The organism is Ruegeria sp. AF3 (genome assembly GCF_056536285.1).
In genome coordinates, this window is sequence record NZ_JBQFJM010000001.1 from 2,586,034 (window position 1) to 2,601,085 (window position 15,052).

At 60.0% G+C, this 15,052-nt stretch carries 18 protein-coding genes; 5 read left to right on the plus strand and 13 right to left on the minus strand.

The features are described from left to right. Window positions 1-39: 39 nt before the first annotated feature. The 4 genes from ACR3FC_RS13035 to ACR3FC_RS13050 all read right to left on the minus strand — a co-directional run bounded on the left by ACR3FC_RS13035 (window position 40) and on the right by ACR3FC_RS13050 (window position 2,648). Window positions 40-1,107 carry a 5-(carboxyamino)imidazole ribonucleotide synthase gene (locus ACR3FC_RS13035; RefSeq protein WP_480475473.1) on the minus strand — a complete coding sequence of 356 codons (1,068 nt, stop codon included), beginning with the start codon at window positions 1,105-1,107 and terminating at the stop codon, window positions 40-42. A 2-nt stretch (window positions 1,108-1,109) separates the two neighbouring features. Beyond that, entirely contained in the window at window positions 1,110-1,865 is a 756-nt protein-coding gene (locus ACR3FC_RS13040; RefSeq protein WP_480475475.1) for an NAD(P)-binding domain-containing protein, read from the minus strand. Next, complete coding sequence (gene purE / locus ACR3FC_RS13045; protein WP_209504779.1) at window positions 1,862-2,347, minus strand: 5-(carboxyamino)imidazole ribonucleotide mutase; 486 nt, start codon at window positions 2,345-2,347, stop codon at window positions 1,862-1,864. Before purE ends, ACR3FC_RS13040 begins: the two co-directional genes overlap by 4 nt. A gap of 76 nt (window positions 2,348-2,423) precedes the next feature. After that, window positions 2,424-2,648, minus strand: coding sequence for a YdcH family protein (locus tag ACR3FC_RS13050; RefSeq protein ID WP_209504778.1), 225 nt, complete (start codon window positions 2,646-2,648; stop codon window positions 2,424-2,426). A 163-nt stretch (window positions 2,649-2,811) separates the two neighbouring features. On the opposite strand from ACR3FC_RS13050, the gene ACR3FC_RS13055 reads away from it, so the two are divergent. From ACR3FC_RS13055 to ACR3FC_RS13065, 3 genes are all read left to right on the plus strand, one after another. Beyond that, window positions 2,812-3,225, plus strand: a complete 414-nt coding sequence (locus tag ACR3FC_RS13055) for an Hsp20 family protein (protein WP_058275530.1) — start codon at window positions 2,812-2,814, stop codon at window positions 3,223-3,225. A gap of 5 nt (window positions 3,226-3,230) precedes the next feature. Beyond that, a complete protein-coding gene (locus ACR3FC_RS13060; protein ID WP_480475477.1) occupies window positions 3,231-3,455 on the plus strand; it encodes a DUF1150 family protein in 225 nt (74 codons plus the stop codon). Window positions 3,456-3,548: 93 nt separating this feature from the next. Beyond that, complete coding sequence (locus ACR3FC_RS13065) at window positions 3,549-4,436, plus strand: PhzF family phenazine biosynthesis protein (RefSeq protein WP_480475479.1); 888 nt, start codon at window positions 3,549-3,551, stop codon at window positions 4,434-4,436. A gap of 101 nt (window positions 4,437-4,537) precedes the next feature. Here the strand turns inward: ACR3FC_RS13065 and ACR3FC_RS13070 are convergent, their stop codons facing one another. From ACR3FC_RS13070 to trxB, 4 genes are all read right to left on the minus strand, one after another. Next, complete coding sequence (locus tag ACR3FC_RS13070; protein WP_480475481.1) at window positions 4,538-6,256, minus strand: bifunctional sulfate adenylyltransferase/adenylylsulfate kinase; 1,719 nt, start codon at window positions 6,254-6,256, stop codon at window positions 4,538-4,540. A gap of 196 nt (window positions 6,257-6,452) precedes the next feature. Beyond that, window positions 6,453-8,144, minus strand: coding sequence for an adenylate/guanylate cyclase domain-containing protein (locus ACR3FC_RS13075; RefSeq protein ID WP_480475483.1), 1,692 nt, complete (start codon window positions 8,142-8,144; stop codon window positions 6,453-6,455). An 80-nt stretch (window positions 8,145-8,224) separates the two neighbouring features. Then, a complete protein-coding gene (locus ACR3FC_RS13080; protein ID WP_480475485.1) occupies window positions 8,225-8,674 on the minus strand; it encodes an RES family NAD+ phosphorylase in 450 nt (149 codons plus the stop codon). Between the two features lie 3 nt (window positions 8,675-8,677). Next, window positions 8,678-9,619 carry a thioredoxin-disulfide reductase gene (trxB, locus tag ACR3FC_RS13085; RefSeq protein WP_267362965.1) on the minus strand — a complete coding sequence of 314 codons (942 nt, stop codon included), beginning with the start codon at window positions 9,617-9,619 and terminating at the stop codon, window positions 8,678-8,680. A 227-nt stretch (window positions 9,620-9,846) separates the two neighbouring features. Here trxB and ACR3FC_RS13090 point away from each other — a divergent pair, with 227 nt between their 5' ends. Beyond that, a complete protein-coding gene (locus ACR3FC_RS13090) occupies window positions 9,847-10,347 on the plus strand; it encodes an Lrp/AsnC family transcriptional regulator (RefSeq protein WP_480475487.1) in 501 nt (166 codons plus the stop codon). 119 nt (window positions 10,348-10,466) lie between these two features. Here ACR3FC_RS13090 and ACR3FC_RS13095 read toward each other — a convergent pair whose 3' ends face one another. The 5 genes from ACR3FC_RS13095 to lgt form a co-directional block, all read right to left on the minus strand. Further along, window positions 10,467-11,249: a Hint domain-containing protein gene (locus ACR3FC_RS13095; RefSeq protein WP_480475489.1), complete on the minus strand. Its 783-nt coding sequence runs from the start codon at window positions 11,247-11,249 to the stop codon at window positions 10,467-10,469. Between the two features lie 329 nt (window positions 11,250-11,578). Beyond that, window positions 11,579-11,707 carry a hypothetical protein gene (locus ACR3FC_RS13100; RefSeq protein ID WP_267362961.1) on the minus strand — a complete coding sequence of 43 codons (129 nt, stop codon included), beginning with the start codon at window positions 11,705-11,707 and terminating at the stop codon, window positions 11,579-11,581. 270 nt (window positions 11,708-11,977) lie between these two features. Beyond that, on the minus strand, window positions 11,978-12,736 hold the full coding sequence (gene pgeF, locus ACR3FC_RS13105) for a peptidoglycan editing factor PgeF (RefSeq protein ID WP_480475491.1): 759 nt from the start codon (window positions 12,734-12,736) through the stop codon (window positions 11,978-11,980). After that, entirely contained in the window at window positions 12,733-13,800 is a 1,068-nt protein-coding gene (locus ACR3FC_RS13110; protein ID WP_480475493.1) for a class I SAM-dependent methyltransferase, read from the minus strand. Before ACR3FC_RS13110 ends, pgeF begins: the two co-directional genes overlap by 4 nt. Continuing rightward, a complete protein-coding gene (gene lgt, locus ACR3FC_RS13115; protein WP_480475495.1) occupies window positions 13,797-14,687 on the minus strand; it encodes a prolipoprotein diacylglyceryl transferase in 891 nt (296 codons plus the stop codon). Before lgt ends, ACR3FC_RS13110 begins: the two co-directional genes overlap by 4 nt. Window positions 14,688-14,784: 97 nt before the next feature. On the opposite strand from lgt, the gene ACR3FC_RS13120 reads away from it, so the two are divergent. Then, entirely contained in the window at window positions 14,785-15,033 is a 249-nt protein-coding gene (locus tag ACR3FC_RS13120) for an accessory factor UbiK family protein (protein ID WP_050604795.1), read from the plus strand. Window positions 15,034-15,052: the final 19 nt, after the last annotated feature.

Here is a 15,052-nt window from a genome sequence, read left to right on the forward strand (position 1 = left end):
AATACTCTCGCCGAAGGCATCGCGCCGTAGCGCGATATTCTACCGCTTGATCCGGTTGAAATGTCCCATCTTGCGACCGGCCTTGATCTCGGCCTTGCCGTAAAGATGCAGTGCGACGTCCCGTTCGCGCGCCAGCTCGGGCACGCGGTCCATATCGTCGCCAATCAGGTTCTCCATGACCACATCCGAGTGGCGCTGCCCGTCGCCCAACGGCCAGCCCGCCACCGCGCGGATGTGCTGTTCGAACTGGTCTACGGCGCAGCCATTCTGCGTCCAGTGGCCCGAGTTATGCACGCGCGGCGCGATCTCGTTCACGATCAGACCGCCAGGTGTAACGAACAGTTCGACCCCCATGACACCGACATATTCCAACGCGTTCAGAATATTGGCCGCAAGCAGGATGGCATCGGTGCGCTGGGCGGGGGACAGGCGCGCAGGGATGGTGGTGGTGTGCAGGATGCCATCCCGGTGCACATTCTCACCCGGGTCGAAACAGGCCACCTGACCGTCCAGCCCGCGCGCAGCAATGATCGAAACTTCGTGCGAAAAATCAACGAACCCCTCCAAAACGGCAGGCGCGCCAGCCATGTCGGCCAGCGCGGCCTCGGCATCCCCGGGGCTGCGCAATCTGGCCTGCCCTTTGCCGTCATAGCCAAAGCGGCGGGTCTTCAGTATCGCAGGCGTGCCGATTACTTCGATAGCCGCATTCAGGCTATCCAGATTGGTGATATCCGCAAACGGGGCCGTTTTCAGGCCAAGCCCCTGCAGGAACGTCTTCTCGGTCAGGCGGTCCTGACTGACCCTCAATGCCTCACGCCCGGGGCGAATGGGGCGATGGGCTTCCAGAATATCCAGCGCCTCGGTCGGGATGTTCTCAAACTCATAGGTGATGACGTCCACCGCATCGGCAAAAGCCGTCAAGGCGTCGACATCGTCATAGGCCGCTGTCGTTACCCGATCCGCAACCTGTCCGGCAGGCGGGTTTGCGCCCGGCTCGTAGATGTGGCTGACAAACCCCAGCCGAGAGGCCGCCACCGACAACATCCGGCCCAGCTGGCCGCCACCCAGAATCCCGATCACCGCACCTTGGGCGAGCATCTCCGCCATCTTCAATTCTCCAAACGTATTCCAATTGCGCCAAGCGCCGCTCTCAGCGCCTCATGCGCGCCCTGTTCGATCAGGGTGCCCGTCATCTGCAGGCTCAAAGTACCTTCGGTCGCCAAAGCGTCGCGCTCCTGTGCCAACCGCCCGGCTGTGCCTTTCTCCATCGCGGCGAGAAAACCAGCCATCAACTGCGTGGCATAGAACTCGGCCTCGTCCGCATCGCCGGTCATGTCACCCAGCCATTTGGCCCCGGTGGCCATCAAATCCAGAATGCCGGGAACCATGGCACAAATTGCAAAATGCGCGTTCAGCGCCGCCTCATCCGCAACCTTGACCACGGGGTTTTCCGGCTCGAACAGCTCGGCCAGCAAGCGGTCATTTCCAAATGCCGCCATCGGGCAGCCACCGGACTGCAAGAACCCCAGCGGGATGGTCTGCACGAAATCCGACGCCGGTGCGCAAAGCTTGGCCAAATCCTTGGCGGAAACGGCCGCCATCACCGACACGACCTGCTGATCGGCGCGAAAGGTCAGGGGAGTCAGAACCTCGGCCGCGATATGCGGGCGCAGGCACAGAAACACGATGTCCGAGGTGTCAATCACCGCCTGCGGCGGCGCGATAGCCACACCCAGTTCGGCCTTCAGGGCGGCCGAGACCTCGGCGTTGCGTTCGGTCACGCTGATCTCATGCCCTTTGGCGGCCATCAGCCGCGCAATCGGCGCGGCGATATGCCCGGTGCCGATAAACCCGATTCTGCTCATCCCTGCGGTTCCTCGGGGATCGAGGCTGACAAGGCCTCGCGCCAGGCATCCAGCCGCGCGGCCAGGGCCTCATCCTGCAAGGCCAGAATGCCCGCCGCCATCAGGCCCGCATTGGCCCCGCCAGCGGACCCAATTGCCATGGTCGCCACGGGAAATCCCTTGGGCATCTGCACAATGGAATACAGCGAATCCACACCCGACAGGGCCCGCGTCTGCACAGGCACGCCAATCACCGGTACCCGTGTTTTCGAGGCCATCATGCCCGGCAGATGTGCCGCCCCGCCTGCGCCCGCGATGATCACCTGCAACCCGCGCGACACGGCGGTCTTGCCATAGTCCCACAACCGGTCCGGGGTGCGATGGGCCGAAACGATACGCGCCTCATAAGCGATGCCCAGTTCATCCAGAATATCTGCGGCTTCCTTCATCGTGGGCCAGTCCGACTGGCTGCCCATGATGATCCCCACTGTCACATCGCTCATCCGCTTACGTCCCCGCGCTCAGAAAGAGCGCGCACTATAGCCAAATCCGCTTTTGTGGCAATGCGGTACAGGGTGTTCAGGCAATGATATCGGGGGTCAGGCGGTCTTCGATCAGGCGAATGAAGTCTTTCAGGCGCAGTTTTTCCTTTTTCAGACGCCGAAGGGTCAACTGATCAGCCGTTCCTTTTTCATGCAGCGCCTCGATCGCTTCATCAAGGTCGCGGTGCTGGCGGCGGAAAACCTCCAATTCAACCCGCAGAACTTCATCGGTTTTCATCGAAAGGTCGGTGGGCGCGTTCATTGGCGACTCGGGCTTGTTGTGGTGCTTGCCCAACAAGATAGTGTGTCAGACGTTATCGCGCCAGACCTTGTGGACATCCTGGTTTCTTCCCATATTCTGTAACAAGCGGTTGCCGGAACGGGACCGCGCACCACGTCGCTTTGACAATAAAGGACGAAAATACGTGTCGAAACTTACTCTTGGCTCATACCCGCATCTTTTGGGGTTCGAGCAGCTGGAACGCCTTCTGGAACGGTCTGCAAAGGCCGGTAATGAAGGATACCCGCCCTATAATATCGAACAGACCTCGGACTTTTCCTATCGCATCACCCTTGCCGTGGCCGGGTTCGCCGAAGAGGATCTGTCGATCACCATCGAGGATCGCCAACTGGTGATCCGGGGCCGTCAGCGCGACGACAGCGAGGGGCGCATCTTCCTGCACCGTGGCATCGCGGCGCGTCAGTTTCAGCGCATGTTCGTGCTGGCCGACGGGGTCGAGGTGGGCGAGGCGATTATGGAAAACGGTCTGCTGCATGTGGATCTGACCCGCGCCGTGCCGGAAACCGTGGTTCAGACAATCAATATACGGAAGGGGTAAGAGCTATGAATACACCGATTGAAATCAACACCGAAGGCAATCGTATCGTCTATGTGAAAACAGTCGACGTTGCCGATCTGCCGCGTGATCTGCGCGATCAGGCAGGTGATCTGGATCACCTTTATGCCGTGCACGATTCCGATGGGCAGCAACTGGCGCTTGTGGCCGACCGCAAGCTGGCTTTCGTTCTGGCCCGTCAGCACGACCTGTCACCTGTGGCCGTTCACTGAACGGCCCCTTAGCCCGGGCGGGGCTGAAACGTTGCCCGCAACACATGCGCATCGGCGAAACTGCCGCTTTTAACCTGTAACGGAGCCGACTGCATGAGCTGGTTTGAATTCGACTGGGTAGACGCCTTCACCAATCGTGCATTTGGCGGCAACGGTTGTGCCGTGGTCCATGGCGGCGCGGGTCTCTCGGCCGAGGTCTGCATGGCATATGTGCGCGAAACCTCTCTGGTCGAATGCACATTCACCGGCCCGTCCGACGTGGCCGACATCCGCGTCCGGTATTTTCTGGCCAGCCGTGAAATTCCCTTTGCCGGGCACCCGACGATTGCCACCGTAGCGGCGATGCGGTCGCGCGGTATGATCTCCGGCGATAATCTGACGCTGGAAACCGGCGCGGGTCTGGTTTCGATCGGATTGCAGGGCGACCAGATCGAAATGACGCAGGTCGCACCGCAATTTGGTGCGCATGTGCCTGCCGATCTGGTGGCAAAGGCGATCAGCCTGCCGCAAGAAGCCATCATCTCGCCACCCCGGATGGTTTCAACCGGCTTGCCCTTCTGTATCACCGTTCTGCGCGATCATGACGCGTTGCGCGCGGCCCGCCTGTCCGAGGGCGCGCTGCGGAAAGTGGCTGCGACGGCAGGGTATTCCGGCTCGGATATGGCCGAGCCTTTCCTCGTGACGCTCCAAGGGGCCACCGACGCGGGCGATACGTTCTCGCGCCTGCTTATGGCCCCGCCCAGCCCGCCCGAGGATCCGTTTACCGGGTCCGCCACCGGGGCCATGGCGGCCTATCTGTGGAGATACGGGCTAATGACCAAAGACAGTTTCGTTGCGGAACAGGGTCACGATATGGGCCGCCCCGGTCAGGCCGTGGTCACGCGCGTTGGACCCGCCGACGCGATGACAGGGATCAGGGTTGCCGGTCAGGGGCATATCCTGATGCGCGGGCAGGTTGACCTGCCAGAGACCGCGCAATAGACGAACCGGCTCACACCCGGCGACGTTCCCAAACACTTCAGCCTCGTCAAAACAAAAACGGCCCCCGTAAACCGGAGGCCGCTTCGTTTCATTCATCAGATTCAGCCGGCTGCGATCAGGCCCATGCTTTCCAGCTTCAGCAATACCTGATGGGCGCAGTTGTCGACCTCGACATTCTCGGTCTCGACACGCAGTTCGGGGTTCTGAGGCACGTCATACGGGTCCGAGATGCCGGTGAATTCCTTGATCTTGCCCTCGCGGGCCAGCTTATACAGACCCTTGCGGTCGCGCCGCTCACACTCTTCGATGGTGGTCGCAACATGCACTTCGCAGAAGGCACCGAACTGCTCGATCTCTTCGCGCACCGCGCGGCGTGTGGTGGCATAAGGTGCGATCGGGGCGCAGATGGCGATGCCACCGTTCTTGGTGATCTCGGATGCCACATAGCCGATCCGGCGGATGTTCAGGTCGCGATGCTCTTTCGAGAAACCCAGTTCGGATGACAGGTTTTTTCGCACGATATCGCCATCCAGCAACGTGACCGGACGACCCCCCATCTCCATCAGCTTGACCATAAGCGCGTTGGCGATGGTGGATTTGCCCGAGCCCGAGAAGCCGGTGAAGAACACGGTAAAGCCCTGCTGGCTGCGTGGCGGCTTGGTCTTGCGCAGCTCGGCCACAACTTCGGGAAAGCTGAACCATTCGGGGATTTCCAGGCCCTCGGTCAGACGGCGGCGCAGTTCGGTGCCCGAGATGTTCAGGATCGTGACATTGTCCTTATCCAGAATCTCGTCATTCGGCTCGTATTGCGCGCGTTCCTGCACATAGACCATGTGTTTGAAATCGACCATCTCAACGCCGATCTCGTCCTGGAACTGGCGGAACAGATCCTGCGCGTCATAGGGGCCATAGAAATCTTCACCGGCCGAGTTCTTGCCCGGGCCCGCGTGATCGCGGCCCACGATGAAATGGGTGCAGCCATGGTTGGCACGGATTAACCCGTGCCAGACCGCCTCGCGCGGGCCTGCCATGCGCATCGCCAGATTCAGCAGGCTCATCGAGGTGGTGGATGCGGGATACTTGTCCAGTACCGCCTCATAGCAGCGCACGCGGGTAAAGTGGTCCACGTCGCCGGGCTTGGTCATGCCGACGACCGGGTGGATCAGCAGGTTGGCCTGCGCTTCCTTGGCAGCGCGGAAAGTCAGCTCCTGATGCGCACGGTGCAGCGGGTTGCGGGTTTGGAAGGCCACGATCCGGCGCCAGCCCAGTTTGCGGAAATAGGCGCGCAGCTCGTTTGGTGTATCGCGGCGACCGCGGAAGTCATAGTGAACGGGCTGCTGGATGCCAACAATAGGGCCACCCAGATAGACCTTGCCCGCCACATTGTGCAGATAGTTCACAGCCGGGTGGGCATCGTCATCGGCACCAAAAACCTTCTCGGCCTCGCGGGCTTTGTTCGGTGTCCAGCGGTCAGTGACCGTCATGGTGCCCAGAATCACGCCTTCCTGATCGCGCAGCGCGATATCCTGACCCAGTTCGATCTTGTCCGCAAAGTCTTCGCTGACGTCCAGCGTTATGGGCATCGGCCATAGCGTGCCATCAGCCAGACGCATGTTTTCGACGACATTGTCGTAATCGGCCTCGCTCAGGAAACCTTTGAGCGGGTTGAAACCGCCGTTCATCAGCAGCTCCAGATCGCAGATCTGGCGCGGGCTCAGATCCCAACTGGTCAGGTCGGCGGCTTCGACCTTCAGTTTCTGGGCCGAGTCATACGACACGTAAAGTTCGGGAATGGGGGCCAGATTGCTTAACATCGTCATCTGAATACTCTTATCGCAGTGTTGTGTTGCCAGTGATTCAAGGGCGTTTTCGGGGCATTTGCACCGACTGTTGGGCGAAGTCCACTGGCGTCAATGAAACAAAGGACGATATGCGCTGATTTCTCGCGGATTGGAAGAAATTTCCAACTCCGAAACTAAAATGACGATCTGGTTCCTTGGGGCGTAGATAATCCGATCATGCAAAGTATGACTGTTCCTGTTTTTGCGTGTGCGGCGTAAGCCCGGACGCACGGGTGACTGGCAGGGCGGGAATCGGATCGGCAACGCCGCGCAATTGGAACAACCGTATACCCTCCGACGGCAGGTCCATGCCCGCGGCCTTCAATACTTCTTGCGAGACCAGCAGTTCGACCCCCAACGCCTTGGTTTCGCTTTCCAGTCGGCTGGCCACATTGACGGCGTCGCCAATGATCGTTCTCGCGGCATGTCCCTGCGCGCCAATCTCACCCAGCACCAGATCCCCAAGGTGCAGGCCCATTCCGATCCGAATGCCAGGGCTGCCTTCGGCCTCAAGCTGATCGTTGAACCGGTCGAGGGCATGGCTGATATCTATCGCAGCCTTCAACCCGGCGCGGGCGGATGCGGCTGCATCGGGTTTTTCGAAAACCGCCAGCAACCCGTCGCCCATATACTTGTCCACGACACCGCCGTCCTTGGTGATGGCAGGCACGACGGCGTCGAAGAACCGGTTCAGCAGGAACACGATGTCATAGGGCAGCTGACCCGTCGTGCGGGCGGTAAATCCGCGCATGTCCAGAAACAGCACGGTCAGTTTCCGTTCCTGCCCCTGACTGGCATGTCCGCGAATGCGCCCGCCATCCGGTTGAAAAACGCGGAAAACGGTGGTCGGTTCCGTTGGGCGGATTTGGCAGGCCAGCCGTGTCTGTGGCGAGGCGCCAACAGCGGCCAGACTGCGGGCCTCGACATCGCCGGGTGGGGGCAGGGCGCTGGCGCCCTCTTCAACGATGACGCGGCACGTGGTGCAGCGCCCCTTCCCGCCGCACAAGGCCGCGTGGGGCACACCATGTGCCTGCGAAATCTCAAGCAGGGTCATACCCTTTTCGGCATCTACCTCGGGCCCGCTGCTGTAACTCACCCGCACCGAATGCCTGCGCCGCCACAGCTTGCGCCCGATATACACAAGACCCGTGGCCGCCAAGGCCAGCCAGAACGCCAGAAGGGCATTGTCCTTGACGGTGAACATGGTCTGGAACGCCTCGGGTGAGGGCCAGTTGTAATGCTCGATATATTGTTCCCGCAAAAACTCATCTGCGAAATCCATCCAAATGCGGCGACCCTCGGTCAGCAGACCGGCCAAAGCGAACATGGGGATGAAGACGGCAACACCGATCAGATAGGGTACGGCGCTGGACCACCATTTCGTCAGCCGTAGCCACATATGCAGTCCGATACAGCCATGCACCCAGACGATCAGCAACAACGCGCTTTGCATCCATATCACGGTGCTGGGCCACATCAGGATGATGATATACCCCATCTCGTCATTGACGTCATAGATCTCGTGCGCGACCCGGGTCTGAATGACATGCGAGATCAGCTGCAAAGGTATCAGCAGACCCAGAACAATCTGCAACGCCGTGCTGAACGGCATGCGCAGGGTCCGGCGTTGTGCGATCGAAGCCAGGGCCAGACCGGCATGTGTGAACAACGCCGCATAAAGCAGCAGGCTCATTAAACTGTGCCGCGTCACCGCTGTTCGACCGTCCTGCATCCCGTGCAGATAATCGGTGTGAAACAGGCCCAGTCCGATGTTGATGAAATGGAAGAAAGCGAAAGCAAACAGAACCAACCCGCTGCCGATCCGAAGCCGGGTTGCCCAACCGCCACGCCACAAAGCGCTCTTCAAGAATACCACCTGTATCGCTGTTCGCCTTGGTTGGACTTTGCGAGGACGTTCGCGGTCAGGTCAAGGCTTCGGGTGCAAATCTAAGCCCGCCAGTGGGTCGCGGGGTGTTGGGAGTGAATTGATATCTTGTCCGCACAAAACAGCACCAGATGGCTGAGGTCGGGGCGCGAGCGCGAGCTGTAGATCAAGCCGTCCGCCCCCAGTGCCCGCGCTTTATCCGAAAAAGCCCATGTCGGCGAAGGGACCCCCATAGCACGATTATCCTGCCAGATCACCGACACAGCCGTCTGCCCGCGGTAGTCCACCAACCGCGCGTTTTCCACCAGAAACCTTTGTATCACGCGGTCGGGATCGTCGCCCGAGACGTAGCGCCGGATGGCGACCGAAGCGCCCTCGGCGCTGAGCGAGGCATAAAGCGCGAACTGTCCGGAATGATGAAAGCGCCCCTCAGGCGCGCGGGCAGGCAGCAATGGGGTCGCTGCCTGCGACGCAAACAGAATTCTCCAGACTGGGCCAGAGAATTCAAGCATGCATCAGTCCTGTTCGGCCAGGAACCGTTCGGCATCCAGTGCCGCCATACAGCCCATCCCGGCGCTTGTTACCGCCTGACGATAGACATGGTCGGTCAGATCGCCTGCCGCGAACACGCCGGGGATCGAGGTTTCGGTGCTGCCCGGTTTGGTGACGACATAACCACCCATATGGGTTTCCAGCGTGTCCTTGACCAACTCGTTCGCAGGGGCGTGGCCGATGGCGACAAAGACACCTTTGCACGGGATCTCGGTGATCTCGCCGGTTTTAACATGTTTGACCCGAACACCTTCGACGCCCAAAGGCGCATCGGTGCCGATCACTTCTTCCAGCTGGTGGAACCACAGCGGTTCGATCTTTTCATTCTTCAACAGGCGATCCTGAAGGATCTTTTCCGCCCGCAACTCATCACGGCGGTGGATCAGGGTCACCTTGCTGGCGAAATTGGTCAGGAACAGGGCTTCTTCCACGGCTGTGTTACCGCCACCGATCACCACGATTTCCTGCCCGCGATAGAAGAACCCGTCACAGGTGGCGCAGGCCGAGACGCCAAAGCCCTTGAACTTCTCTTCCGACGGCAGACCCAGCCATTTTGCACGCGCGCCTGTGGCCAGAATGACCGCATCAGCGGTATAGGTGGTGCCGCTGTCGCCCTTGGCGGTGAAGGGGCGCTTGCTGAGGTCCAGATCGCTAATGATATCGCCAATCACCTCACATCCCATGGCCTTCGCATGGTCCTGCATCCGCACCATCAGGTCCGGGCCCTGCACCTCGGTGTCGCCGGGCCAGTTTTCGACCTCGGTCGTCGTTGTCAGCTGACCACCGGGTTCGATGCCCTGTACCAGAATGGGTTCCAGCATGGCGCGGCTTGCATATACGCCTGCAGTGTATCCTGCGGGCCCTGACCCGATGATCAGAACCTTGGTGTGTCTTGTGTCGGCCATGGTGCCCCCGCTCGAATTGCCTGATTTGGGCCCGCGGCCCGTCGCCCCGATATAGCGACCGACTGGCCCGGCTTAAAGCCCCTTACTGTTCAGCCCCCTTCGGGCCGGGGTGCCTTGGGTTTTCGGGAAGAAGGCGAAAAGGAAACAAAGAAAATTGCGCATCTGCGAAACATTATTGCGCGCGTGTGGGGTGCTGATATAAGAACCGAAAAAATCAGGAGCATTTGATGGTCACGACTCGGCTGGATGATATTGATCGCAAGATTCTGGCGGAACTGCAGGCGGACGGTCGTATGACCAATGTCGAGCTGGCAAAACGGGTCGGAATCTCGGCCCCGCCCTGTCTGCGCCGGGTGCGCACACTCGAAGAATCCGGCTTCATCACCGGCTACCACGCCGAGGTCAACTCGCGCGAGTTGGGGTTCGAGGTTCAGGTATTTGCCATGGTAGGTCTGGACAGCCAGGCCGAAGTCGAACTGCGCGCGTTCGAAGGCCGCTGCCGCGATTGGCCATTGGTCCGCGAATGCCACATGCTGAACGGCGAAGTGGATTTCATTCTGAAATGCGTCGCACCTGACCTGAGCAGCTTTCAGCAGTTTCTGACGGGCGAGTTGCTGACCACGCCAAACGTGGCCAGCGTCAAGACATCGCTCGTTATTCGCGGCGCAAAAGACGAGCCAGGCGTACCGTTCGACGTTCTGGAAGAACGTATGAACCGGATGGCGTAACGCCGACACGTTTTGGTTGCGCGGTGATTGGTGGCAACAGTGCTGCCACCGCAAGGGATAGAACCCAACTTATTACCAGCTGCATGATGCCCCCCATAATGCAGTAATCACAATCATGCTCAGGCCGTCATCGCATCGATCTCACCATCTCCGGCGCGCGGCATCAGCAGCGGGCCAAAATCGTTCAGCGACTCGATATGCGCGAACAGGTTCAGATAGATCGACCGAAGCGAGTGGCTGATCATGCGAACCGCATTCACACCTGGATGATATGTTTCGAACTGTAATCCATCTACGCGAATAACGGAATGGCGTTTTAAACAAATGTGAAACAGTTCAACGGGGGTAGGCGGCATTGTTTCAATGACACCCATCCCGTCCTGAAATTCGGACACGGGTGTAAGAATCGGCTGTCCCCCATGCAGGTGCCGCAAATGCGCAGGTGTTCCCACGATTCGCGCCGCCGGGCCGGCAATGACACCCGACATTGGCTTTTGCATCCCGAACGTATCCGCCATGATCCGCGTCAGCGGTCGCGTCCGGCCACGTGAATCCGCGCGTCCCGGGATCAACGTGACAGATCCCTTCCACAACACGGTTTCCGATGCGCCATTCTGCGTCAGGACCGTATCCCCAGGCATCAAATCCTCGATTGCCATCGGTCCATGTTCTGTTTCCACCAAAGATCCACGTGTGAAGGCACAAAACGCGTCTTCAAACATCGGCAAGGCGGGCGCGATATGGCGGGTCTGAACCACATCTCCATTCTTTAGCAGGCTGCTGACTTCATAGCGGCGCAGCTGGGCCTTTGGCTTTGAAACTGGCCGCGGTATTTCTCGCAGCATGGCCGAAGTTTCGATTGCATTTCTGGCCGCGCGGGCCAGTGAATTTGGAATAGTCATTAATATTCCGTCCCCTCAAAATGTTCGGTCAGGCGCGGCGTACCCCCGTACAGACGCGCCCGGCGAACTGGTTCTTTGTCTTGAAACAAATGGGTGACCCCCGGGCGATGACCGGAACGGTCCCGCAACGCGACTAAATCTCGCTTTCCAATGGTCAACACATTGACCCCCCAGACAAACTCGTACTTCACGGGCGAAATTGCCCGCACACACAACTCCGTAAAAGTCACGAACCCCTCGTTCGTGACGCGCGATACATCAGGCCGGAGCAAACCTGATACGCGTTGACCCAGATAAGACCGGCAGCTTGGTCTCTGGGTTTTTCTGTCTCAGCGTCGTGCCGCGATGCGACTGGCGACCCTGACAGAATTGCTTGTTACCCGCTTCCACGGCATTTCCAGGTTCTGGTCCCGAGTGGCCTCGACCATGGCTTTCAGAAAGCGTGATTTGGTTTTCATTTTTTGGTCCTGCTCCGAGCGGGGCGTATTTCCCCACATCCTCTGTAAACCTTTTGTGACGCGGGTTTGCGGCAGGGATAAGGCTTATCCGGGATGATTTGCGGACAGAAAAATGAAGTCAGACGGACCTCCCACTCAACACGCCAGCGCCCGATTTTCGAACGTCAGATACCGATCTGATTACTGGCAAAAACTCGTTACGATTCTGATGCCCAATCAACACAACAAATGTGGCGGAAAAGTGGCAGGGTACCTAAATCTGGACGAAGATCACAATCTTATGACGGAGATCAGCCGCCCGTAATCGACCTCGTTCGCGTGCGTTGATCGGCGATAGGAATAGAACCTGTCGGGGTCGGAATATGTGCAGTGCCGGGTCCACTCGGCCTGTCCGATTCCCGCCTGCCGCAGCCGGTGCAGCCCGAAGGCGGGCAGATCAAATTGCAGGCGGTCACTTTCACCATTGGCAAAAAAGCGGCTGTTGTCCGGCGAATCCGCAAGGAACGCGTCCAGAAACTCTGGCCCCACCTCGTAAGCGCGCTGGGAAATACTGGGTCCGATCACGGCGCAGATATTGCTGCGGTCGGCTCCCAGCGCCTCCATCGCGTCCAGCGTTGCCTCCAGAACACCGTCCAGCGCGCCGCGCCACCCGGCATGGGCGGCACCGATCACATGCGCGTCGGGATCGGCGAACAGAACCGGCTGGCAATCGGCCGTCAGGATCGTCAGGGCCAGACCGGGTGTTGCTGTGACAATGGCATCCGCTTTGGGCTTTTCACCGTCAACCGGGGCTTTGACTGTCAGAACCGTTGGCGAATGAACCTGATGCACCGCGACCATTGCCTCGGGTTCAACCTCCATCGCGTCGGCCACCCGTCGCCGGTTCAGCGCGACAATCTCGGTTTGATCCGAGGACCCCTGACCACAATTCAAGCCGCTGAAAATTCCAGAAGACGCGCCGCCGCGACGGGTAAAGAACCCATGGCGAAATGGCGACAGCAGGTCCGAGGTCAGAATTTCCAGCGTCATGGTTCCAATCCTGGTGGTGGGGCTGCATAGGCCGGGAAAAGGCCCATCACCTTGAACAGATTTCCCATTTCATCAGGATGCGTCAACCGCCGATGCGCGGCAATCAGCGCATCCAGCTCGGAACCGCTCAGCGCCTTTGACAAAGCTTGCGCGCGGGCGGTGATCCCCAGTCGTTCGAGGAAGACGCCCTGCGGTGTCAAGCGCGTATGCCTGCAACCACAGGCGCGGGTCGCAACGGCCAAAGGTTCAAAATCCACATGCGCTGTCAAATCGGCCTGACCGGGCGATGCCAGAGGATCGGTATGTTCGTGGTTTTGCAGAGCCTGCAAGGTATCGCCCATCGAATGCCAGTCACCATAGTCGGTAATTAGCGCTGCGCCGCCATGGCTGGCGATCCGCCCCGCGATCACGGTCAGAATGGGAATTGCAGCAGCGCACAGTTCGACCAGATCACCGTCCTTGGTGTCCGACAGCCTGTCATTCAACGCCACCTGCGGCCCGTTCGGACCGAGCCCGAACATCAACGCGCCGTCGCGTTCGCCCACCAGACGCTCGCGCCAACCCGTACCGTCACGCTGGAACTGGCGGATGGGCAGGGCATCAAAGAACTCGTTAGCAACCAGCAACAGCGGCTGGTCGGGCAGGTAGGCGATCGTGTCGATCCAGACCGCCTCGTAATCCTTCAGCGTTGCCGCCTGCACCTGTTTCAATACAGGCGATGCTTCAACCAGTACAACCTGCGCTGCCTCGTGAAATCCGGGTACAGCCCGTGTGGCGCGCAGAATATCGGCCATCAATGTACCGCGCCCCGGCCCCAGCTCGCACAGGGTAAACGGTGCAGGCCGTCCCTGATCCATCCAGCTTTGCGCCAGAGACAGCCCGACCAGCTCCCCGAACATCTGACTGATTTCCGGTGCTGTGGTGAAATCCCCCGCTGCTCCCAGCGGATCACGGGTCGTGTAATAGCCCAGCGTCGGATGCAGCAGGCATTCGCCCATAAAATCCGCCACGCTCAGCGGTCCATCCTGCCGGATGCGGGCGATCAGGTGATCGGTCAGGCTCATGCCGCCCGCCGCCGCGCCCGCAGGGCAAACCACAGACCAAGCGCGATCATCGGCAGCGACAGGAACTGCCCCATGGTCAGCCCGTACCCGCCCACATGCCAGGCCAGCCCCAGTGGATTGCCGGGCGATACGAACTGCGCATCCGGCTGGCGAAAGAACTCGACGATAAAGCGCGACGCGCCGTAGCCCGCCAGGAACGTCCCCATGACAAGGCCCGGTGTGCGAAAACCGCCGCGCCGATAGACCAGCCACAGCAATACCGCCCCCAGCAAAACACCCTCCAGCGCGGCCTCATACAGCTGCGACGGGTGCCGGGCGCACATACCTGCGACCACGCCGGGGCAATCCTGCGCAGCAAATCCGGGAAAAATGACGGCCCAAGGCAGCTCACTTGGGCGGCCCCACAGCTCGGCATTGACGAAATTGGCCAGCCGCCCCAGCAGCAATCCGGGCGGAACGGTGTAGGCGACCAGATCCCCCAGCGACAGGGCAGGGATCCGGTGCCGTCGTGCAAACAGGTACGACGCAAGGATCACGCCCAGCAGACCGCCATGAAAGGCCATGCCGCCTTGCCAGACCTTCACGATCTCCAGCGGGTGCGACAGGTAATAAGCCGGCTGATAAAACAGCACAAAGCCCAGCCGCCCGCCCAGAATCACGCCCAGAATGATCCAAGTGACCAGATCCTCCAGCTGCTCGGGCTTCATCGGCGGGCCATCCGCAGGCCAGAGCGTTGGGCGGCGCAACGCCACAACGGCCAGCCGCCACGCGATCAGGATGCCCGCGATATAGGCCAGCGCATACCACCTTAACGCGAACTCCATCCCGAACAGCGGGATCGAGAACAGTTCGGGCGACAGATCGGGGAAATTCAGAACAGCCTGCATGTGCGTCTCATTGCCCGGGGTTTGCAGGTCAAGTCAACCTTGAGCCCGCGCCATTCTTTGCCCATATACAGGTAAACCGCGAGATCGGAGAACAGATATGCAGACCCGCAACAAGATCCTGGATGACGTGTCCCAACTGATGACCAACGCCATGGGCGTGGCGCAGGGCGCGCGGGAAGAGGCTGAAAACGCGATGAAGTCGATGATCGACCGCTGGCTGGCCGACCGCGATTTCGTCACCCGCGAAGAATTCGACGCCGTGCGCGCCATGGCTCAGAAGGCGCGCGAAGAAAATGCGGCACTCGAAGCCCGCATCGCCGCGCTCGAGGCGAAACTGGACAAATAACGCCCCGGCGTTCCCTTTA